Raw genomic sequence first — 22,031 nt, 5'->3', positions numbered from 1 at the left:
TAAATAAGATTATAATTATGGATATCATTTCATTACGGAAAAGCCCTCAATATTTAGAGGAGGCAATTGCTTATTTCCAAAGGAAGTGGGCTGACGAAAATAGTAGAATGGTTTATGATAACTGTTTCAGAACTTGTTTGGAGTCGGAATCTCCTCTGCCACAATGGTATCTTCTGATGAATGGAGAAGGAGAAATTATAGGTTGTGCCGGACTTGCCACAAATGATTTTAATTCACGTATGGACTTATACCCGTGGTTGGTTGCTTTATTCATCGAAGAGCAGTATAGAGGGCATAATTACGGAAACTTACTAATCAAAGCAGTAGAAGAGGATACCCGGCGGTTAGGCTTCGGGAATTTATACTTGTGTACAACTCATACAGGCTATTATGAACATTTCAATTTTGTATATATAGGAGATTGCTATCACCCTTGGGGGGAACATACACGTGTCTATCAAAAAGAAATATAAATTCCCGGTTGTCTTCTATGACGGATTTTTGATATTTGAGGTTTGACATAAGTTTGCTGTGATTCGTTTGCTGTGATTCAATATATTTTTAATGAAATAGATCTATATGGGCGCATAGCGGATCGTATCACGATTTCCATTTTGTAAGTATATCCTTAAAATTTCTCTTTTTTAGAAAGATGTGACTACTTAAGGTCTTTATAAAAAATAAGAGGCTATGTCAAAAGTGTCACAGTGTATTATTGCCCTATCACGTACTCTCTGATCTAAAACTCTGTGATGATCAATGAGGGGCTGTGGAAAAAGAGTTCTGACATAGCCTCTATGGTATCTTCTAATATTGGGTCTACTCGAGTTCAAAAGTGACTTTTGACTTTATATCTGTAGCCGAAGCCGCAATTTGTGCTTCAAACTTTCCCGGTTCTGCTACCCATTCATGACGACTATCATTAAAGAAGCTTAACGCTTGTTTATCAATTAAGAAAGTGACCTCTTGAGTCTCTCCCGGTGCAAGTTGTATTTTACTAAATCCTTTCAGTTCTTTAACCGGACGAGGTAATGACGATTTGAGGTCACTGATATACAATTGTACGATTTCTGACCCAATGCGCTTTCCCGTATTGGTTATGGGAACAGTGATAGCGATTTGTTCGTCTATTTTCATCACTTTCTTGTTTACGGTAGCCTTTCCGTAAGCAAAGGTGGTATAACTCAATCCGTGTCCGAACGGAAACAGTGGACGGATTTTTTGTTTATCTGTCCAGCGGTAACCGACAAATATACTTTCATTATATTTTTCGTCGAATATGCCATCTTCTCTCTGCCTGCCCGGATAATCACCTAATTGATGGGCGCCCACGTCTTCTAGCTTTTCCGGGAAAGTAAAGGGTAGTTTACCTGACGGATTTACATCTCCTACTAAAATTGATGCGATGGCATTGCCTGCTTCCGTACCCAGATACCAAGCTTGTATGACGGCAGGGACTTCACTGATCCAAGGCATGGCTACAGCATTTCCCGATATATTGACTACTATCAGGTTCTTATTTACTTTGGCCAGGGCTCCTATCACTTTATCTTGTTTATAAGGCAGTTCAAGACCTTTACGGTCGGTGTCTTCACAATCCTGATGCCCGCTTTTGTTCAATCCTCCGATGAAGATTACATAATCGGCCGATTGTGCTATGCGTACAGCTTCTTCGATCAACTGTCTGGCAGAACGATCATCTTTCAGATTCTGTCCGGAAGAGACGCCATCAAACTGTCCTCCTGTGTCTCCTACATATCCGCGGGCATAGCTGATCTCTATCCCATCGCCTATTCTTCGTTTGATTCCATCCAACGGAGAGCATTCATACTGTACTTTGAGTGAAGAACTGCCACCACCTACGGTCATCATTTTCAATGCATTCTCTCCGATAACAGCTATTTTCTTTGTCCGGTTCAGGTCGATAGGCAATATGTTCTTCTTGTTTTGTAATAAAACGATTCCCTCTTCACCGATTTTGCGGGCTGCGGCAATGTGTTCTTCCGAAAGCATTGCCCCATACGGGCGGTTACGGTTCATAGTTGTCCGGAAGGCCAGCCGAAGAATACGTCTTACTTTGTCATCTAATTCTTTTGTCCCTATTTTACCTTCTTTTATCTGTTTCAGATAGGGATGTGCTAAGTAGTAATTATCATAAGCATTTCCCATGCCTTTGGAAAGTCCGTTGGTCCAACTGCCGAATTCCATATCCATTCCATTATAGATGGCCTCTTCTGTGTTGTGAACACCTCCCCAGTCAGAAACTACGACCCCATCAAATCCCCACTCACCTTTTAGTATATCATTCAGTAAATACCGGTTATGACAGTTATGTTGATTCTTATACAGGTTATAAGATCCCATGATGGCCCATGCTTTCCCTTCTTGAACTGCGGCTTTGAATGCCGGCAAATAAATTTCATACAGTGCCCGGTCATCTACAATAACATTGGTGGTATGCCGGTTGATTTCTTGGTTATTCAGTGCATAATGTTTGACACACGCTGCTACTCCGTTTTGTTGTACACCTTTTACATAGGGTACTACCATTTGTGAAGCCAGATATGGATCTTCTCCCATGTATTCGAAGTTTCGTCCATTCAGTGGTGTCCGATAAATATTCACGCCCGGACCCAGCAATACTGTTTTGTTACGATAGCGTGCTTCTTCTCCGATGCTTTGTCCGTACAGCAGTGCTGCTTTCGGATTCCAGGTTGCCGCCAGGCAGGTCAGTGCCGGAAATGCAACGCAAGAGTCGTTGGTCCATCCGGCTTGGTTCCACTCATCCCATAACACTTCGGGACGGATACCGTGCGGACCGTCCGTCATCCAGAATTCCGGAATCCCAAGGCGTGCTACACCCGGAGAGGAAAACTTAGATTGTGCATGGATCAAAGCTACTTTTTCTTCAACGGTGATTCGTGAAAGTGCATCTTCAATTCTATCTTCAATCGGTTTGCTATCGTCCAGATAGACAGGGAGACTTTGTGCCTGTACAGTACCTCCCAATAAGAGGCTCAACATGCTTGCTGTGATTATTTTTTTCATGATCATTTGGTATGTGTCTGTTAGATTAGAATTTTATTATGATTCAGTTGATTTTCAGTAGCTTCATATCTTTCATATCGAACACTATCTTACCACTGCTTTTACATAAATCCTGTAATGTGATTTTTCGGGTATAAGGAGTTGGATTACCTATCGAATATTTTTGGGTATCGTCATCCGGGTCGCGAAAGCAGAAAGTGTAGTTGATCAAGAGCAGAGGGTATTGCTTGGCATTCGTAAAACTCTGTACTTGCTGCATCAGTACTAACTTTTGGCTTTCTATACTAAATTGAGGAATGAGACGAAGAAGGCTGTTGCCTAATATGATATCATTTCCTTCCGTAAGATTGAATTGTACATTTTTTATCAGTAGGTTGCCCAGCTTCAATTCATTGGCTATAGCCATACGTTTTTTACCTGTTGCAGTTGTATGGTCTTCGAATTCGATGATTTTCATGTTTAACTTTCCGGCATCCGCTTCCGAGATACTTGAGTTTATTTGATCAGGAGCAAAGTAGAGTTTATTCTTGTTTCCGTTTATCTCAGCCGAGGCCAAAAATCCTTTCTCGCTAAAAGTGGTGTTTAGAGTCACTTCCGGTTGTTCCCAACTGAGTTGCTGGGCGCCAAAGGGGGTTAATGCCATGCATTTATTGTAGCCGTTTATCATGTCCGGTACGGCTTGTGCGCACATCTTCATCAGATCGCCTGCTTCTTTATAGAGTCCGAGATAGGCTAGTGAAGCAGCCCGGAGGTTGAGTACATATATGATGCTGCCACCAAGCTCCTGCTGATATTTCCCCAAAAGACTGTCTGTGTATTGAATGCAACTTTCGGGTTTGTTTTTCATCATTTCGAGTGATGCGTTGGTAAGCCATTTGCCCATTTCATCTGTTGTCTTGCTGATTCGTTCGTATTCAATGTCGAGTCCTATCATATCGCCACTGTTCATTAATTCCGAATAGCTTTTCCTGAGTCGGTAACCTTCTCCGGAGAAGTTCATACGATCGAAGTCGAGTGTACAAATTTTAAATCCGGAGAAAAATGGAAATCCTAATAAACCCGATTTTTGGGCGGCAGGGATTGTTGTATATGTATTGAAGAATTGTACCGGATAACCGTTTACGTCTATCACCTTGGTAGAGACGCTATCAGGCGTATTACTGAAACTGCCTTCTCCACCTGTATCTAACAGATAGTTCTGTCCGTTGGCAAATAAAAATGCACAACCAGTTTCCGCAAAACACATATTGGGATCGAGAGGACTTCTTAGTGATTTTTGCTTCAAAGTTAATTTGCCAAACTCAAACTCTAAGGCGGATATTCCACGAAGTTCCTTTAGCCCTAATAAAGCATCGTGTCCGGAAAAGATCGGATCTTTCTCGAGCAGAGAAACATGGACTGTCACATTATGAAACGTAATGCTGCCCAACTGTAATGTCTTGACGAATCCGGTTGTTGCCTGTGAGGTTCCGAACATACTTTTCACTGGTATGGTGTCACCCATGCATTGTACGTTGCATTTCGTTGCTGTTTCCTTGGTCAGAAAAGTATAAGGGGCCCCTGTGTCAAAAATGGTAGCCGGCAGGGTAGTTCCGTTTATCGTCACTGAAAGTACCAACGGGTAAGTATAGCTTGTGGGAACTGTCGATGAACTTTCCGGAAAGTCCATTCGGAAGTCGTCCTTATCCGACAATCCTTGAATGGCCTTTTCCGAACAAGGGAAGTTTTCCTGCTTTTCTATTTCTCTGTAGAGTTTTTTGTCTTTTCGTAAAGACTTCCACCAAGTGTTTAATTTCTTATAGTGCCCTTTTTCCAAAAGCTTTTCGGCTTTTACATAACAATATGCCAGCTTTTGTTCTGTGGTGCATTCTTTGGGGTACAATGTGAGGAGGGAGTCAACACATTGGAGCATTTCATCGGGACGGTTGAAATAATAATATAATGACACTTTGGCATGCAACTGTGTCGCTTTATCCATTACAGAAGCGGAATCGTTATATAACTCCCACAACCGGAGAGCATCCGGATAGTCGTTCAAGGTTAACACTTTCGCCCGCAAGGACGAAGTTGTTTGAGAAAAGGCGGTCATCGATAGGCCGATCGCCCATACAAGAATGCTTAGTTTAAGTTTTATCATGATATCGATTTTTTGTGTTATGGAGCGGAACTGAATTATAATCCGTGTATCGGAGGGTGTACCTAAACTCGTATTCACCACAGAGTACACCGATTTACACAGATAAATATCATTTATCAATAATAGATTAAGTTCGATCTGTAGAATTCGGTGCTACTCTGTGGTGGATCATGACACACCCTTGTGTGTCATGTCAATTTATCCTTTGAGCAATAATGTTAGTTTGCATATAAGTCACTTGTCGGAATTTCGTTTCCTTCAGTGCCGGTTACCGTCATTTTCAGTTGACCACCGTTTTGGTCAAAATAGCGTACTTCTATCGGATGATACCCTTTCGATAATGCTTTCTGGCCGATAACTTCACGCGGCCCGTGCGGTCCGTCGTTATCGATCACCTGTTCACCGTCTATTACCAGCGTACTGCCGTCATCCGACAAAAGGGCAAAGGTATAGATATCGTCTTTCGGCACATTAATAAACCCTTTGATAACCAGTCCTATATTTCCTTTTGCCTTTTCGGGAATCATAACTTTTTCTATCGGGTAAGTTCCGTTCAGCGGTGCTTTAGTGATGTCTGCACACTTGTTGCCTTTAAACTCATACCATTCAGCCTGCAATCCTTTGGCAGAGGGAGTGACAGTCGTAGCCGGAGCATATTCGCTCTTGATGAAGCGTGTCCGGGAGATGTCACCGGCTTTTCCGTTGGGACGGAAGGTGCGGAACGTAAAGTCCGTTGTTTCTTTTACTTGAATAGGCCCTTCGTATTTAGGCGATTGCAGAGTAGGAGTGCTGCCGTCCGTCGTATAATGAATTTCGGCATTGGGATCGAGGCAGGTTACCTTTACGGTTCCTTCACCGATAAAAGCATTGTTGCGATGGAAGCCTTCCAAGTCGGGGATGCGATAATTGATACCCATGATGTTGAGGCGTTCGAATTGGTTTGCCATGCGTTGTGCAAAGTCATTCCAGTTCTTTTGTGAGGGTTGGCTCCAACCCAGTTCGGCGATAGCCAGCAAGCGTGGAACAGCCATATACTGCATGCGTTCGCGTGAAGGAATCCATTCACACCAGATGTTTCCTTGTACGCCTTTGACTAATGCCTGTTGTTCGGAAGTCAATCCTTCGATTGCCGGATTGAAGTTATAAATATTGCGTACAGAGTTTTTGTCTTCCTGATAATCCAGATAGAACTGTCCGTTTGGAGTGAAAATGATGGAGTTCCCCTGTTGAGTTGTCTTTGCGGGAGCATCTTTTGCCCAGCTTCTCCACCACATTACGGTAGCCGTCGGGCTCAGTCCGCCTTCGATGATTTCGTCCCAGCCGATCATCTCTTTCCCCTTTGCATTGAAAAATTTCTCCATATCGTGGATAAACCAGGATTGCAGCTCTTCTTCGGTTTTCAGATGATTATCCCGCATACGTTTCTGGCAATCGGGACATTTCTTCCAGTTTGCTTTTTCAACTTCATCTCCTCCGATGTGTACATATTTGTAGGGAAACAGGTCGATCAGTTCACTATATACATTCTTACAGAATTCCATTGCCGATTCTTTTCCGGGGCAGACGGGTGAGGAGAAAGTGTTTCCCCAGCCTACTTTATCGGTACAGGCTACTCCGGAATAGTTGCTGACAGCAGCCAGCATATGTCCCGGCATGTCAATTTCGGGAACGATATCTATCCCGCGTACTTTGGCATATTCAATCACTTCTTTGATATCCTCCTGCGTATAGTATCCGCCATATAACGTGTCGCCTTCGACGATGCGGAGTTTATTTTCCGGAATCAGAAAATCCGGATTGTCTTCTGATTTAGCGGACTTCATACACGATCTGTCGTGTGAATTAAAGGTACGCCATGCGCCTTTCTCCGTCAGTAACGGATATTTTTTTATTTCGATGCGCCAACCTTGATCGTCTGTCAGATGCCAGTGGAACTTATTCATTTTGTAGAGTGCCATCAGGTCGAGTAATTCTTTTACCTCCTCTTTGGTGTAGAAGTGACGGGATACATCGAGCATAATCCCGCGCCACTCGAATCGGGGGGCGTCTTGAATCTCTGCCGTGGGAATGGCCCATGCCACACTGTCTACGATTTGTTTGGATTCGATTTGCGGTGGGAATAACTGGCGAAGCGATTCGATACCGGCTATCACCCCTCCATAAGAGTTGCCTGTGATGTCTATCCGGTCTGATTTTGCCGAAAGTGTATAGGCACCTTCTTTTCCTTCGATGTTGGCTTTCGCAAGAGTGATTGTCCCCTTGCCTTCTTTAACCTGAAGGTCGTAGCCCGTGGCGGCCGAAAGAATTTCTTTCAGGTATTGGGCGGCTGGCTGTAATTCCGGGTCGGTGGTACCGATTGTAGTGTTCGGGGTTAGTACAAAAGCGTTGCCGGATTGTTGAATTTGGTTAGGCAACGGTACGATTGATGCGTCTCTGGTAACGGGAGCGGGACCGCAGGCTCCCAATAGCAATGTACTCGTGAGAGTACAGGCTGCTATCCACTGTTTGTAAGAAGGTTTTGTCATAGGAATAAATATTGGATTGTTTTTAATATGATATCAGATCCGTTTTCCGGGTTACTATGAAATGCACAAATATACAATCAATTCTTTTGATTATCTTCATTCCGTATTAAAAAACAGTTGTTATCTTTGCCTTTGGCAGGAACCTTCCTCATTCATGACTTGTTTTCTATGTGGAAGAAGTTAATTTGTTTAGCCGGTTTGCCCTCTTGGATAAGCCTGAATGGGAGTATTAACGACTTTTGACTTGTTCATCAGCGGGCTCGGGTATCCGGGCTGATGGGCACACGAGTCCGAGCCCACTAAACAAGGCCGGGAAAGAGGGGTAAAGAAGGAAAGAAATGTGCTTAAGAAACCAATCGAACACACTTGGCTTATGAAGGGTTTCCATTCCGGAAACCAATGGCAAGTGGTTTTTGAATTAATGAATAATAGAATATGAAAGTGCTTGATTTGATAGACAAATATTATCCTCAGGATAATGAACTGAAACATATTTTGAACGTGCATAGCCGGTCGGTGGCTGATAAAGCTCTATGGATCGCCGGAAAACATCCGGAACTGAATCTGGATACTGTCTTTCTGGAAGAAGCCGCCATGTTGCATGATATTGGTATCTTCCTGACACATGCTCCGGGTATTCAATGTTTTGGGACGGAACCTTACATTTGTCATGGATATCTCGGAGCCGGACTTGTCCGTAAGGAAGGTTTCCCCCGACACGCATTAGTCTGTGAACGGCATACCGGGGCGGGACTTTCACTGAAAGATATTATGGATCAAAAACTTCCTGTCCCCCATCGCGAAATGTTGCCGGTAAGTATGGAAGAACAAGTGATTTGCTTTGCCGACAAGTTTTTTTCGAAAACCCATCTCGACCGTGAGAAAACTGTGGAGGGGGCTCGTAAGAGCATCGCCAAGTATGGAGATGAAGGTTTGCAACGTTTTAACAATTGGTGTAAGCTATTTCTTTAGTGCCTAAAAAAGAATTAAAAATGAAGATTCTCAAGTATATTTGGTGAAGATTGTGTACTTTTGCCCCTTCAAGCGTAAACTCTATTAGTTAATGACGCCATTGAAAGCAAATACGATAATATCATCCATACTACTGTTGATCCTCCTGATGCTTCCGTACGAAGCTATGGCTCAGCGTCGCCGTGTCAGGGAGTTGAAAGGGCCGGTGGTCTATTCACCCCCTAAGAACGATTCACTGAGAGTCGACACACTGAAAAACGATACATTGAAAGCCAATGTATTGAAGGCCGATACATTGTCGGCGGAATCGGTGAAGAAAAAGAAACAACCCCTGGACGCTCCCGTTGTATATTCTGCCAATGACTCTATTGTCTTTACACAAGGAGGATTTGCCCATTTGTATGGAGATGGAAAGGTGAACTACGAGAACATCGAGCTGGGAGCCGAAATTATCACCATGAACATGGACAGCAGTACGGTCTATGCCCGTGGAGTGATCGACTCTGTGGGAGTGGAGAAGGGGAAACCGGTGTTTAAGGATGGAGAGACTCCTTATGAAACGAAGGCTATCCGGTATAACTTCAAGAGTAAAAAAGGATTTATCAATAACGTCGTTACCCAGCAGGGGGAAGGCTACGTGGTAGGTAACAATGCGAAGAAAGGCGCAAACGATGAACTGTTCATGGAGAATGGACGATATACGACCTGCGACCACCACGATCATCCGCACTTCTATATGCAGTTGACCAAAGCCAAGGTCCGTCCTAAGAAAAATGTGGTAACGGGGCCTGCTTATCTGGTAGTGGAAGATGTACCGTTGCCTTTGGCCGTACCGTTTTTCTTCTTTCCGTTTTCCAGCAGCTATTCTTCGGGCTTTGTCATGCCGAGTTATATGGATGACTCCAGCCGTGGTTTCGGTTTGACCGGTGGTGGCTACTATTTTGCTGTCAGTGACCTGATGGACCTCAAGCTGACTGCCGATATTTTTACTAAAGGTTCATGGGCCGCCAATATGGAAACCAATTATAACAAGCGTTATAAATATTCCGGTTCGTTACAGGCCGGCTATCAGGTAACCAAACTTGGGGATAAAGGTATGCCGGACTACTCGGTTGCTAAAGATTTCAAGATTGTGTGGAATCACCGGCAAGACCAGAAGGCGAGTCCCAACAGCACTTTCTCGGCAAGTGTAAACTTCGCTACCAGTAGTTACGAACGTACCAATATCAACAACCTCTATAATTCTCAGTTGATGACCCAGAATACAAAAACTTCGAGTGTAAGCTACTCTCGTAGTTTCCCGGATCAGAAGCTGACACTCGCGGGTACTTTCAACATAGCGCAAACCATGCGTGACTCTTCCATTGCTGTCACCCTGCCTGACTTGAATATTACTCTGAGTACTATTTTCCCTTTTAAGCGTAAACGTGCGGTAGGTGAGGAGCGTTGGTACGAAAAGATCTCATTGCGTTATTCGGGACGTCTGACTAACAGCCTGAAGACAAAAGACGACCGTTTGTTTAAAGCCGGTTTCAGGGAATGGGAGAATGCAATGCAGCATAACATTCCGGTACAGGCAACTTTCACTCTTTTCAAGTATTTGCAGGTGGTACCTTCATTTAATTACACTGAACGTTGGTATACCCGTAAGGTGATGAAGAGCTATGACGAAACTACCCGGAAATGGGATACACACCCCGGCGATACGATTCATGGATTCTATCGGGTGTTCAACTATTCGGCCAGCCTGGCTTTAAGTACCAAGATGTATGGTATGTACCAGCCGCTGTTTATGAAGAAGAAAGAGATACAGATTCGCCATGTCTTTACCCCGCAGATTTCATTGAATGGCTCTCCAAGTTTCGGGCAATTCTGGGAATATTATCGTGATGCAGACGGTAATGATCAGTATTACTCGCCTTATTCCAGTCAGCAGTTTGGTACAGCTCCGCGTGAGAAGTCCGGAACGGTTAGTTTTGATGTGTCGAACAACTTGGAGATGAAATACCGTAACAAGAAAGACTCTCTTGTGAAAGTCAGTTTGATTGATGAAATCGGTTTCAATCTTTCTTATAATATGGCTGCAAAGAAGCAACCATGGAGTAACCTGAATATGCGTTTGCGTATGAAGTTCAAGAAGTTTAATAACTATACGCTGAATATGAACGCGGTATTCGCAACCTATGCCTATACATTCGATAAGTCGGGTAATGTAATAGTGGGTGACCGCACCGAATGGTCTTATGGCCGCTTCGGGCGTTTCCAGGGATGGGGATCTTCCATCAACTATACATTCAATAATGATACCTGGAAGAAGTTGTTCGGGAAAGATAAGGATAACGATCAAAAGAAGAAAAAGGACGGTGCCGACGAAGAAAAAGGAAATTCTACCGGTGACGAAGCGGTTACTGAGAAGAGAGTAGAAAAAGCACAGGCGGATCGTGACGGTTATCAGGTATTTAAGATGCCATGGTCGCTGAATGTTAACTATTCGTTCCGTATTTCCGAGGATCGCAGTAAGCCGATCAATCGTAATACGATGCGTTATCCGTTTAAGTATACGCAAAATATCAACATGTCGGGTAACCTGAAGATTTCCAATAATTGGTCGTTTACATTCAATTCCGGATATGATTTCGAGGCAAAGGAGATCACTCAGACTTCTTGCACGATTACACGTGATTTGCATTGTTTCAATATGTCTGCCAGTATTTCGCCTTTCGGCCGCTATCGCTATTATAATTTTACGATTCGGGCTACGGCAAGTATCCTGCGTGACTTGAAGTGGGATAAGAGAAGTCAGACTCAAAGTAATATTCAGTGGTATTAAATATCTGATGGACGAACGATAAACAGCCGGCAATTTATGCTTAAAATTTCTATAGCATAAATTGCCGGCTGTTTATCGTTTATCGACTATCGTTTGATAGTTTGCTCTGTTTACCAGTTTATTTCTGTTTTTCCATGGGCTTTCAGGTATTCGTTTGTTTTACTGAAATGCTTATTCCCAAAGAAGCCATTGTAGGCAGAGAGGGGAGAAGGATGTGCCGAACTGAGTACCAAATGCTTGTTACGGTCAATGAAGGCACCTTTCTTTTGTGCATAACTTCCCCAAAGGATGAATACCAGATTTTCTCTTTCTTCGGCCAGGACACGGATGGCAGCATCTGTAAACTCTTCCCAACCGCGACGTTGGTGTGAACCGGCCTGGTGGGCGCGTACTGTCAGGGTGGCGTTCAGCAACAGGACGCCCTGTTCAGCCCATCTTGTCAGGTTACCGGTGGACGGGGCTGGCGTGCCGATATCTTCTTTTATTTCTTTGAAAATGTTCACCAGAGAAGGCGGAAAGGCTACTCCGTCATTCACCGAGAAACAAAGGCCGTGTGCCTGACCGGGACCATGGTAGGGGTCCTGACCGATAATGACTACTTTTACTTTATCAAACGGACATAAATTGAATGCATTGAATATCAACTTTCCCGGGGGAAAGATCTGATACTGGCTATATTCACTTCTGACAAATTCAGTCAGTGTGCGGAAATAATCCTTCTCAAATTCTGGTTCTAAATGAGTTTTCCAGCTCTCTTCTATTTGTACGTTCATAGGCTATTAAATAAGGTGTATATTAAGGGCTGTACATTCACGACGCATTTCTTCCGGCCAGATACTTGCCTGAATCTCGCCGATATGAGCTTTGCGTAAGTAGAACATGCACAAGCGTGATTGTCCGATACCGCCGCCGATAGAGAGTGGAAGCGTATCATTCAATAATCTTTTATGGAAATAGAGTTCCAGTCTTTGTTCCTGATTCTCTTGCTTCACCTGGCGTAAAAGAGCCTCTTTGTCTACACGGATACCCATTGAGGACAACTCAATGGAGCGTTGCAGCACATCGTCCCAGAGCAACAGGTCACCATTCAGTCCGGGTAGGTCGTTCAACCCTTTGCTGGTATAGTCGTCATAGTCCGGGGCGCGTCCGTCATGTTTCTTGCCATCACTCAGCTTGCAACCGATGCCGATGATAAATACGGCTCCATACTTTTTACAGATGGCATGTTCGCGGCATTTAGGTTCCATATCGGGATACAACTGGCGTAATTCTTCCGAATGGATAAAGTGCAACTTCTGTGGCAGGCAAGGTTTGATTTGCGGGTACATTTCGTACACCATATATTCCGTACGGATCATAGCGGCATAAATGCGGTTTACGATCTCTTTTAAGAAGTCGGCATTACGGTCTTCGGCAGTAATTACCCGTTCCCAGTCCCACTGGTCTACATAAAGTGAATGCAGATTGCCCAGTTCTTCGTCCGAGCGGATGGCATTCATGTCCGTATAAATACCATAACCCGGTTCAATGTGATAATCTGCCAAGGTCAGGCGCTTCCATTTAGCGAGTGAGTGTACTACTTCCGCTTGTGCATCGCCCAGATCCTTGATGGGAAATGAGACAGGACGTTCTATACCGTTCAGGTCATCATTGATACCCATTCCTTTGAGTACGAAGAGTGGGGCTGTGACACGGCGCAGACGCAGCTCCGAAGAAAGATTCAGCTGGAAGAACTCTTTAATTTGTTTGATGCCCAGTTCTGTCTGTTTCAGGTCAAGCAAAGGTTTATAATTCTGAGGTTTTATTAGGTAACTCATAGGTTTATTGATTGTTATTTGTCGGCAAAGATATGAATAATATCTATATATGTATGAATAATAGGCTAAAATGTTATCAAATTGATCGCTTTATATAGCATAAGAGTTGCAAAATAATATTTGATAATATAGCGTTCGGTAGATGAATACTACAAAAAAAGGTGAATCATTAGGAAAATGCGAAGATTTTTTATACTTTTGTCGTCGCATAAAAACAATGCTCCTGTAGTTCAACGAATAGAATGTAGGTTTCCGGTACCTAAGATAAGGGTTTGATTCCCTTCGGGAGTACATTTAAAAACGCTAATTTCTTAAATATAAGATGATTAGCGTTTTGCTTTTATTGAGATTGCACAACTTTTGCACAACATTTTGCATCGTATAGATGTTGATGAGCTAATGGAACATTGCCTAAATCAAGTAGAGGCATAAATAAATCCCGGGCCAATTAGGACCCGGGATATTTTATGGTATTCGAATGAATAGCTATGATGATCCTTATTTCCTTGTTGGGGCAAAGTTAAGTTCAAAATCAGTTGAGATTGTTTTTCCTGATTTTGTCTGCACCCTAAAAGTGATACTTTGTCTACTTTGTAATGGGTGTACCAGAAATTTAATATAACCCATCTGATATAAAAGAATCAGTTCTTCGCCTTTTAAATCTGAAAATGACTTAGAATAAGGATAGTATTCCTTAGAGGGTCTATACGGGGCGGGTGTTGTGTCTTCTGTTTTAGGATATTCTTTATACCCGCTTTTTATAAACTCCAATGGTGAGGAATAATACAGTATTGCAATATCATTTAGTGAACTTCCCTTTTTATGGTTATTGTCAAAATCGGTATTGCATATTAAATCAAGTGAAGTAATAGTATCAACTAGGCACGGATTAGAGAAAGGAACCATATAGCGATTATAGCTGACATCACCATATTTAGTGCAAAGTTCATCATACTGCGGGTTTCCCCTGGCAATATTTTCACCTTGAAACATAAAATACAATTCATCGTTGTTGCTTATGTTTCCGGATACAATTTCTTTAATATCAATAAATCCTTGTAGGAAGCTTTTTGAAAATAAAGCTCCTGTTATTTTTTGCTCTTCGCATGAACAAAGGGTCAAAAGTGACAATAATAATATATATATTTTTTTCATCGGTGTATATTGGTTATCATTCTAGGTTTAAATGCGAAAGTTGGGATTCTCTTTCCGTTAGTATCAGGCATTGTAACAAATGGTTGGTACCATCCATTATATAACCCTCCCCATCCATAGTTGTTGCGTACAAATAGAAAACGTCTCTTTTCAGAGTCACAGTCCATCTCGCCTCTTCTTGGTCTGCATATTCTAATGTTTAACATTTCATATCGATAGCCATCCACTACCCATGCATGGCCATCTGAATGTGTTTGAAAGATGAAATAGTCGCTTTCTTTATCAAATCCACATTGATATACTGGGTGCCCGGCTTTTAAAGACTCGACTAGTCCTTTGTCGCTATAGCTAATTAAATCACTACATGTATAGCCCATTTTTCTTAATAGACCTGGGATTTTTTCACTTTTAGCACCGCTTTCTTTCACTCCATATTTCATACCTACATTTAATCCCACTCTTCTAATAAAATGCGCTAATTGACTCGTTGCATCGGGGTACTTGTATTGGTCTGAACTACTTTTGATTTTATAAATGGTATTCCAATCATAATTATATCCTTCGAATGTGTTTGGATATTTATTATATGCACATATCTGTGCTGTTGCAATGGCTACACATCCGGCTTTGGCATATTCTGTGCCAATGACACATTCTTTATTATAAGGGTTGTTTTGTGACCACTCTATATCCATGAAAGGACCTACTTGTTCTAGTAATTCATTTCTGGTTTCGGGGGTTTCAGCGAATCTCGGATTATTTCCTTGATTATTGATATCATATAAAATAGTGTGTATAGCACTTTTTATGAACATCTTTAAAGCAAGAACCTGGCATGTGTCTTTTAAGTTAAAGTGTCCTTTATCTGAGTATGCATAAATAGGTGCGGTTCTGCTATCTGCCGCTGCTACTCCAAAGCCTCCATCTTTAAAATTGATAATGTATAGCAATGTATCGCTACTTAATGAATTTGCTTTCAATGAACGGGTTATTGCTGGTGTCGTTTTTACAACCTCGATGTTTTCGATTTCCGCCGAATAAGCATTCCGGGTACTTCCTTTTGTAGAGTTAATCACATCGAGGACTGTGAAGACAGCATCCGAGACGGGGATTTTATAAGAAATGTCTTTAAAACTCTCCGCTTTAGTTGAGTGATCAAAAGAAGCAATTACATTATTTTCTCCACAGGAGTAGAATAGTAGTGATGTGAAGATTATCACATACAGTTTGTTCTTCAGATTTTTATTCATAGTTTTTGATTGTTTATGCGGGATTGTAATTGAGCCATATTACATTACCGCGGGTTAAAAATATTTTTTAAGGGCTCTTTTGCATTTTCATTTGTAGTGTATTTAGGTTAATAACTATATTAGTTAATTTGTCCGACAACGCAGCGGTTATATTGTATATTCACTTAAAAACTTTATTAATTATGTCAGACGAAGAATTACGTATTCGGTGTATAGAGTTGTCCGTAGAATGCTTCAGTTGGTTTAAAGGGAACGAGCATGGTATAAAAGGTACTCCTATCGCATTAGCTGATCTTATGTATCAGTTCGTGAAAACAGGAAAGTCTCCAGATGCCAAACCCTATTACCCTCAACCACTGTAGTCCCTTTTATAAAATCTTTCAATTCCATATTCATGTGTTTATAGCCTTAATGTTGTTGCTATTACGGTTATTTACATTTATCCGTGACGGTTAATCTGTGATATACGGTTTATTCCTTTTTGTGACTGCATTCTTGTCTGTTTCGACACACACCTCTCCATACATTCCTGATCCGTGCCACGCTAGATAACCATAAGCGTGAACTCGTTTATCTTCCCCTTCATCAATAATATAGGAATGTTGCTTTTTGTTCCCTCTAGGCAAGAAACCTATATGGATTCCAGCATCGTTGTATACTGCTATTGCATATTGATCATATTCATTGTCAGTTTGCGCAATTGCATAACCGTTAAACTTTCCTACCATGGTAATTGGAAGATCTCTGTAATACGCCCCAGCTATTGGAAATTTACCGTATCCCTTACGTGCTGATAGACCGATGCATTTATCTCCGATATAATATTGCTGAGATTCGGTTAATTCGTTTCGCCGTGATATATGCTCTTGAGATTTCAGAATTTTATCTTTTTCGTTCTGCCAATCACTTTTCAAAATCAATATTACGGCAACAATAAAAACGAGTAATCCCATAATAATCCATTCCATATCTTGAGGTTTTAGCATTGATTAATTAATATCCACCCTCCCACCCATAGGCGTTAGGTTTGGTTCTTTTTTATAATTTTGTTATCAATATTAGGTATGAGTGTTAGCTTGCAAGTCCTTTATTCAGACTTTCTTTTTCTTTATACTTGGCTAATTCAGCCTCTAACCTTTCATTCTTTTCGATGAGAGCGTCTATCGATGCTCTTAATCTCTTGATTTCTTTTTCCATTTCTGTATTTGTTAATTCACCATCGACGTTGATAGGTGATATTTTGGTTTCATTTATTGTAGGCCTGATCATTTCTCCAATTTCACGGAATAGCCATTCAGAGGATAAATCAGTGTATAAAAGAAGAAATTCTTTAGCTCTATCTACGGTTATGCTTTTAGGCTTGGTGAAAGCGCCAACTCCCCAATTTAATTCTCGTTCTGCTGATGTCGGTGAAATCCCTTTATAATCAAGGAATTCTTTGATTTTCTCTTTGACTGTCATAGTGCGTTTTTTAATAAGTGTTAATTAAAGATTATATTCTTTGATAAAGTGAATATAAAAGAATATAATCTTTATATTTGCATCGTGATTAATATCAAACCCTATTAACCACGAATTACAATTTGAAATAATCAACAATTATAATATTAAATTATGGAAACAACAAATTTCGTGACCAAAAAATCATTGACCGGAACATTAGCCAACATGTCCGTAAAAGAAGTTATTGAAATCAACATCAAAGATTTCAAAGAGTACTCTATCCGCAATGCAGCTATTAAGCTGAAAAAGAAAGGATATCTATTTAGCGTGTCCAGCGCCGGCCGGATTGATACAACAGCAGTAATGAGATTAAAATAGGAAAGATTGACAGTGGAAGAAAAACCGAACTGCATCGGCAATTGCCGCCTCTGTCCTGATCTGTGCAAATGCCCGCCCGATCATCTTCATTGCGAAGATTGCGGAATCGAAATAGAACCGGGTGAAGGTATCAGTATCGAAGTTGAGGCTATCATATCCGGACATCCCGGCACTAAAATGATAACAGTATGTCCGGTATGTTTCGCGGATCATTACCAGGGAGATGAAACAATAGAATTTGAGTAATAACTAAATTAAAACAATAAGGAGAAATAACAATGACTACAGGAACAATTATCTTTTTAACATTAATTGCCGCCCTCGTGCTGGTACTTGGAGTGGCTGTCATTTGGCAATGTTGCAATATAAGGAACTTAATCGACGAATCCGCAAAAGAAAGTCGGAATGATATATATGGAACCTATAGTAGTTTAAAGCATCTGTTAGTGAAGTATATCGGTGAATCGAAGAAAGATCTTAGCCCCGATTCAGAGAACGCATCTAAATCCAGCCTCTGTCCTCTGGATTTAGATAGCACACGGAGTCTCCGTGACTGCTTGGAGGATATTTGTAAGTTCTACGGCATTCCAGTACATCTCTTAGCAAGGGGAATGCAAGAAGCGGGAAAAGAGCTTAATCTCAAATCAGAGAGTGTCTCTAAATCCGGCCTCAGCCCCGAAAGCGCCACGCCTAATGGTACTATTACGCCGCCTTCATCTCTTAGTGATATAGAACTTCGTAAATACTGCATAGAGCAGACCAATAAAGATCAGGTGTATCTCCGGATAGAAGATGCTCAGAGGCTTTATGACTACATTTTGAATGGTAATCAGTGAGGAAAGGAGGTAACAAATGAGCATTAAAGAAATACTGAGTAGTGATTCAAATTTAAGTGTAACAATAAAATCTACTGATTTGAAAGAGTTTGCGGATCATATTATAAAACAGACGATCAAAGAGGTTTTGGCCTCTAATATGAAGTCGGATGAAGAGTATTTAACCGTCAACGAAACCGCAAAGATGCTTTGTGTTAATCGTAGTACTTTATGGAGTTGGAACAAAAAGGGATACTTATGTCCTGTTGAGATAGGCGGGAAGCGTCGCTATAAAATAAGTGATATTGATTCAATTCTTAAAAATAAACGAACCGATGAAGAATATGAATAGTCTTTCTAAGCATCTGCTTATGGTCATCATATCCATAGTTACGGTTGCCGGTTGCATCTATGCCGGCAACGTAGAGATGAATGATGATATCCTCTCAGGTATGAGTTTTGAGAAGTACCAGTACATCCATGATCGTATCGGTGATCGTGCCACTTCATCGGATGTGGTAAAGGAGTATTTGCGTAATCGACAGTTCTATGATTCAATCGCCTATTAAATTCAAATCAGTTTAGAAATGAAGCAAAAGATAGAAGAAGTAAAAGGAAAAATTAATCGCTATTATAGCGACTTTATTGAAAAATGCCTTGAAGTACATGGCATTGATTTAACAACAATCATCAGTGATTGTGTAACGGCTGGTTATGAATCCCGTTCGGATGAAATCATAGAGCTTAGGAGAGAATTAGACAGCATAGAAGAAATGAATAGTGATGGTAATAAAATTCTGGATGCTATTAAGAGAATGGCAGCAGATGACAATAAAGGTTTGAGAATGACCACTACGATAGTCGATGTTAAAGATGATCCGCGCGGCTCAATCGTTGGCTTTGGGACTGAAAAAGTTTGCGGAGATGATGCCCTTACCCAAACAATGGGTTTACCAGGTAAGTATATGGCATGTGCCTTTTTTATAGATCGAGAAGAACTAAAGAAATACCTCTAAACGAATAAGATATGAAAAGTTAAATTCTTAATAAGAAAGAACTGAATCAATAAGATGAAGATACAAAACTTTAGTATTCCCCCCGAATGTCGGCATGCCTCTGTTGAGGCTGTAGACAATAGGTTAATAATCACATTTGAACCGGAGAATCTTTCAGATTTCTTCTGTCAGGAAACGGACCATATAGAGCAGACTCCCAGGATCGGTGATTTAGCTTTGTTCTGGGATACCGCCTATAGAGGTTCCGCCATTATTGCCCGACTGATAGATGAAGACCGTATAAACGGTGTACAAGCGTATCAGGCCGCCAATGATGTCTGGTACGAAAACGCCATCCGCTTTCGAAGTGACGAACAATACCGCTTAATAACTCAAAGGCATGATGTGGAAAAAGAAAACGACTGATTTAAAGAAGAAGTCTCCTAATCTGAAGAACAAGTTGGATACTGTGTTCAGCCGCTTTATCCGTTTACGTGACGCCAGGAAAGACGGGACATTTCAGTGCATCTCCTGTGGGAGGATTTTGCCTCTGGATCAGGCGGATTGCGGGCATTACATAAACAGGCAGCACATGTCCACCCGATTCAGTGAAAAAAACTGCAATGCCCAATGCCGATCGTGCAATCGTTTCGATGAAGGCAACATGCAGGGTTATCGCCGTGGTCTGATATTGAAATACGGTGAACCTGCGGTTCTGTTGCTTGAATCCATGAAGACTCAGACAAATAAGATCTCCGATTTTGAGTACAGTGCCATGATCAAGTATTATCAGGGCGAGGTTAAACGTCTGAAAGAAGAGAAGCAGATACGCCAAATATGACATATATGGAACTTTTGAAAATATGAAAGTGATACATGTGTATTTGATCTTCAAAAAGAAGAACTACTACTTCGGTTCTCTCAGTGCCATTTTTGAGCATTTGGATGAAAACGACATAGGAATTAAGAAGCGCACATTGCTGCATCGTTCGGATGAATCCACCATCTTGACAGATAGGGCGATCATCATAAAATCAACCCTGCTTAGATGCAGGAAATCAACAAAGAAAATATGATTATGAAACCAAAGAAACAATTAATTGAAACAGCCGTAAAAGATGGCAGTATAGACAGAATGAATATGCTCCTCTCAGCCGCGCATCTGTTGAATTGCGAGGCAAACAGCCTGATAGAGGAAGCGTCCGATGTTATGTTGGCCAAGGGTCTGTTACTTGGAAACCTGAAGAAGCTGCATAATGATTTTGTGAAATGTGCTGACCGCTATTTCAGAGAGTTCGCCACGCTTGTAACTACGGATAAATCCAAGATGGATATGTTTGGCGATTTGGATGGCTTCGACAAGTCATTCAGGGAGTGGGCCAAGGTGTCGGCCGATTGGGAACCTAAAAAGGAGGTTGAGTAATGAAAGATATCGAATTATTTAATAATCATTTCCAGAATTATAAAGTTTACGGGATTCCCAAAGCACAATTAATCATTGCAGATGTGCCCTACAATCTTGGAAACAACGCTTATGCCTCCAATCCTTCTTGGTATGTCGATGGCGATAACAAGAATGGCGAAAGCGATCTGGCCGGCAAAGAGTTCTTTGATACAGATAAAGACTTTAGACCCGCAGAGTTTATGCACTTCTGTAGCCAAATGTTGATGAAAGAACCGAAGGAGAAGGGTAAGGCTCCCTGTATGATTATCTTCTGTGAATTTGAAGATCAGTTCAGATACATTGAACTCGGGAAACGTTACGGGCTGAATAATTACATAAACCTTGTGTTTAGAAAAGACTTCTCCGCACAAGTCTTAAAGGCAAACATGAAGATTGTCGGTAACTGTGAGTATGGTTTGCTTTTATATAGAGACAAACTCCCTAAGTTCAACAATGACGGACGGATGATATTCAACTGCTTCGATTGGGTGCGGGACGGTGAGACTCCCAAGGTGCACCCAACGCAAAAGCCAGTACCGCTACTCCGTAGATTGATAGAAATATTCACCGACAAGGGTGATGTAGTCATAGATCCGTGTGCCGGTAGTGGTTCTACTTTATTGGCTGCCGCCCAATTGGGACGAAAAGCTTACGGGTTCGAGATTAAGAAGCAGTTCTTTGCTGATGCTAATAAATTGATATTATCACGTATTCAGCAATCGCTATTTGTATAACTCTCTTAATATCAAAAAATGAATATAAAACTCAGGATTTAAACAATACTGGTAACGATAGAGCAATTATGAAAGACAATTCATTTCAAGCCGCCATCAAGTCTTATCTTGATGAGCGTGCCAAGGCGGACGAACTCTTTGCCAAGGCTTATAACAAAGAAAACAAGAGTATTGATGAATGCTGCAGCTATATCTTGGGAGAAGCGAAAAAGAGGGGCAACGCGGTTGCCATCTCTGATGCGGAGGTATTCGGCATGGCGGTTCACTATTACGATGAGGATAATATCAAAGTAGAGAAGATACCCGCAAATACCGGATCCTCAGTCAGCGGTTTGTCTGCCTCTACGGTACTTACCGAGGAGGATAAGGAGAAAGCCCGTGAAGCGGCATTAAGACGCTTGGAAGAGGAACAGTATGCCTTGCTCAAGAAAAAGCCTACACGGGCAAAGAAAGAGATAATAGAAGTTCAACAGATGTCATTATTCTAA

The 22,031-nt window shown here is 41.6% G+C and carries 25 protein-coding genes and 1 tRNA gene; 17 read left to right on the top strand and 9 right to left on the bottom strand.

The genetic code is table 11. The features are described 5' to 3' along the window. Window positions 1-17 precede the first annotated feature (17 nt). Complete coding sequence (locus tag BSHG_RS18010; RefSeq protein ID WP_005790915.1) at window positions 18-473, top strand: GNAT family N-acetyltransferase; 456 nt, start codon at window positions 18-20, stop codon at window positions 471-473. Window positions 474-819: 346 nt separating this feature from the next. Here BSHG_RS18010 and BSHG_RS18015 read toward each other — a convergent pair whose 3' ends face one another. From BSHG_RS18015 to BSHG_RS18025, 3 genes are all read right to left on the bottom strand, one after another. Further along, window positions 820-3,054: a glycoside hydrolase family 3 C-terminal domain-containing protein gene (locus BSHG_RS18015; protein WP_008657583.1), complete on the bottom strand. Its 2,235-nt coding sequence runs from the start codon at window positions 3,052-3,054 to the stop codon at window positions 820-822. A 37-nt stretch (window positions 3,055-3,091) separates the two neighbouring features. Beyond that, window positions 3,092-5,266, bottom strand: coding sequence for a retropepsin-like aspartic protease (locus BSHG_RS18020; RefSeq protein ID WP_008657581.1), 2,175 nt, complete (start codon window positions 5,264-5,266; stop codon window positions 3,092-3,094). Window positions 5,267-5,403: 137 nt separating this feature from the next. Continuing rightward, on the bottom strand, window positions 5,404-7,710 hold the full coding sequence (locus tag BSHG_RS18025; protein ID WP_008657570.1) for a family 20 glycosylhydrolase: 2,307 nt from the start codon (window positions 7,708-7,710) through the stop codon (window positions 5,404-5,406). A 435-nt stretch (window positions 7,711-8,145) separates the two neighbouring features. Here BSHG_RS18025 and BSHG_RS18030 point away from each other — a divergent pair, with 435 nt between their 5' ends. Further along, window positions 8,146-8,682 carry an HD domain-containing protein gene (locus BSHG_RS18030; RefSeq protein WP_005790909.1) on the top strand — a complete coding sequence of 179 codons (537 nt, stop codon included), beginning with the start codon at window positions 8,146-8,148 and terminating at the stop codon, window positions 8,680-8,682. Window positions 8,683-8,773: 91 nt separating this feature from the next. Then, window positions 8,774-11,512, top strand: a complete 2,739-nt coding sequence (locus tag BSHG_RS18035; RefSeq protein ID WP_005802226.1) for a putative LPS assembly protein LptD — start codon at window positions 8,774-8,776, stop codon at window positions 11,510-11,512. Window positions 11,513-11,622: 110 nt separating this feature from the next. On the opposite strand, the gene ung is transcribed toward BSHG_RS18035, so the two are convergent. Further along, window positions 11,623-12,285 carry a uracil-DNA glycosylase gene (gene ung, locus BSHG_RS18040; RefSeq protein ID WP_005798174.1) on the bottom strand — a complete coding sequence of 221 codons (663 nt, stop codon included), beginning with the start codon at window positions 12,283-12,285 and terminating at the stop codon, window positions 11,623-11,625. A 6-nt stretch (window positions 12,286-12,291) separates the two neighbouring features. After that, complete coding sequence (gene asnA, locus BSHG_RS18045; RefSeq protein WP_005790904.1) at window positions 12,292-13,329, bottom strand: aspartate--ammonia ligase; 1,038 nt, start codon at window positions 13,327-13,329, stop codon at window positions 12,292-12,294. 219 nt (window positions 13,330-13,548) lie between these two features. Between asnA and BSHG_RS18050 the strand changes: the two genes are divergently transcribed. After that, a tRNA-Arg gene (locus tag BSHG_RS18050) sits at window positions 13,549-13,620 on the top strand. 207 nt (window positions 13,621-13,827) lie between these two features. On the opposite strand, the gene BSHG_RS18055 is transcribed toward BSHG_RS18050, so the two are convergent. Both BSHG_RS18055 and BSHG_RS18060 read right to left on the bottom strand, forming a co-directional pair. Further along, window positions 13,828-14,484: a hypothetical protein gene (locus BSHG_RS18055; protein ID WP_008657565.1), complete on the bottom strand. Its 657-nt coding sequence runs from the start codon at window positions 14,482-14,484 to the stop codon at window positions 13,828-13,830. Continuing rightward, complete coding sequence (locus BSHG_RS18060; RefSeq protein WP_005821789.1) at window positions 14,481-15,734, bottom strand: C10 family peptidase; 1,254 nt, start codon at window positions 15,732-15,734, stop codon at window positions 14,481-14,483. Before BSHG_RS18060 ends, BSHG_RS18055 begins: the two co-directional genes overlap by 4 nt. Before the next feature lie 182 nt (window positions 15,735-15,916). Here BSHG_RS18060 and BSHG_RS18065 point away from each other — a divergent pair, with 182 nt between their 5' ends. Then, the gene (locus BSHG_RS18065) at window positions 15,917-16,096 is read left to right on the top strand and encodes a hypothetical protein (RefSeq protein ID WP_005821788.1); all 180 of its coding nucleotides are present in this window, start codon (window positions 15,917-15,919) and stop codon (window positions 16,094-16,096) included. Window positions 16,097-16,186: 90 nt separating this feature from the next. Here BSHG_RS18065 and BSHG_RS18070 read toward each other — a convergent pair whose 3' ends face one another. Further along, on the bottom strand, window positions 16,187-16,702 hold the full coding sequence (locus tag BSHG_RS18070; RefSeq protein WP_005821786.1) for a hypothetical protein: 516 nt from the start codon (window positions 16,700-16,702) through the stop codon (window positions 16,187-16,189). Window positions 16,703-16,805: 103 nt separating this feature from the next. Continuing rightward, entirely contained in the window at window positions 16,806-17,195 is a 390-nt protein-coding gene (locus BSHG_RS18075; RefSeq protein WP_005821785.1) for a hypothetical protein, read from the bottom strand. A gap of 153 nt (window positions 17,196-17,348) precedes the next feature. Here BSHG_RS18075 and BSHG_RS23205 point away from each other — a divergent pair, with 153 nt between their 5' ends. The 12 genes from BSHG_RS23205 to BSHG_RS18130 all read left to right on the top strand — a co-directional run bounded on the left by BSHG_RS23205 (window position 17,349) and on the right by BSHG_RS18130 (window position 22,031). Beyond that, window positions 17,349-17,555, top strand: coding sequence for a hypothetical protein (locus tag BSHG_RS23205; RefSeq protein WP_005821784.1), 207 nt, complete (start codon window positions 17,349-17,351; stop codon window positions 17,553-17,555). A gap of 12 nt (window positions 17,556-17,567) precedes the next feature. Further along, window positions 17,568-17,801 carry a hypothetical protein gene (locus BSHG_RS18085; RefSeq protein ID WP_005821783.1) on the top strand — a complete coding sequence of 78 codons (234 nt, stop codon included), beginning with the start codon at window positions 17,568-17,570 and terminating at the stop codon, window positions 17,799-17,801. Window positions 17,802-17,833: 32 nt separating this feature from the next. Continuing rightward, window positions 17,834-18,391 (top strand): hypothetical protein, encoded by a 558-nt coding sequence (locus BSHG_RS18090; protein WP_005821782.1) that lies wholly within the window; start codon window positions 17,834-17,836, stop codon window positions 18,389-18,391. Between the two features lie 16 nt (window positions 18,392-18,407). After that, on the top strand, window positions 18,408-18,722 hold the full coding sequence (locus BSHG_RS18095; RefSeq protein WP_005821781.1) for a helix-turn-helix transcriptional regulator: 315 nt from the start codon (window positions 18,408-18,410) through the stop codon (window positions 18,720-18,722). After that, window positions 18,706-18,939 (top strand): hypothetical protein, encoded by a 234-nt coding sequence (locus BSHG_RS18100; protein ID WP_005821780.1) that lies wholly within the window; start codon window positions 18,706-18,708, stop codon window positions 18,937-18,939. The genes BSHG_RS18095 and BSHG_RS18100 overlap by 17 nt, the downstream gene beginning before the upstream one ends. An 18-nt stretch (window positions 18,940-18,957) precedes the next feature. Then, entirely contained in the window at window positions 18,958-19,386 is a 429-nt protein-coding gene (locus BSHG_RS18105; RefSeq protein ID WP_005821779.1) for a hypothetical protein, read from the top strand. Between the two features lie 54 nt (window positions 19,387-19,440). Then, the gene (locus BSHG_RS18110; RefSeq protein ID WP_005793652.1) at window positions 19,441-19,791 is read left to right on the top strand and encodes a hypothetical protein; all 351 of its coding nucleotides are present in this window, start codon (window positions 19,441-19,443) and stop codon (window positions 19,789-19,791) included. Beyond that, a complete protein-coding gene (locus BSHG_RS18115; RefSeq protein ID WP_005793653.1) occupies window positions 19,769-20,206 on the top strand; it encodes a recombination protein NinG in 438 nt (145 codons plus the stop codon). Before BSHG_RS18110 ends, BSHG_RS18115 begins: the two co-directional genes overlap by 23 nt. 22 nt (window positions 20,207-20,228) lie before the next feature. Further along, entirely contained in the window at window positions 20,229-20,441 is a 213-nt protein-coding gene (locus tag BSHG_RS21100; RefSeq protein WP_014299380.1) for a hypothetical protein, read from the top strand. A 2-nt stretch (window positions 20,442-20,443) separates the two neighbouring features. Further along, window positions 20,444-20,788, top strand: coding sequence for a hypothetical protein (locus BSHG_RS18120; protein WP_223129628.1), 345 nt, complete (start codon window positions 20,444-20,446; stop codon window positions 20,786-20,788). Further along, window positions 20,788-21,543 carry a DNA-methyltransferase gene (locus tag BSHG_RS18125; RefSeq protein WP_005793656.1) on the top strand — a complete coding sequence of 252 codons (756 nt, stop codon included), beginning with the start codon at window positions 20,788-20,790 and terminating at the stop codon, window positions 21,541-21,543. The genes BSHG_RS18120 and BSHG_RS18125 overlap by 1 nt, the downstream gene beginning before the upstream one ends. A 68-nt stretch (window positions 21,544-21,611) precedes the next feature. After that, complete coding sequence (locus BSHG_RS18130) at window positions 21,612-22,031, top strand: PcfK-like family protein (protein ID WP_005821775.1); 420 nt, start codon at window positions 21,612-21,614, stop codon at window positions 22,029-22,031.

This window comes from Bacteroides sp. 3_2_5, assembly GCF_000159855.2.
GTDB classification, from domain to species: Bacteria; Bacteroidota; Bacteroidia; order Bacteroidales; family Bacteroidaceae; genus Bacteroides; species Bacteroides fragilis.
The sequence above is the reverse complement of the archived record's forward strand: the minus strand, read 5'-3'. Positions and strand labels throughout refer to the sequence as shown.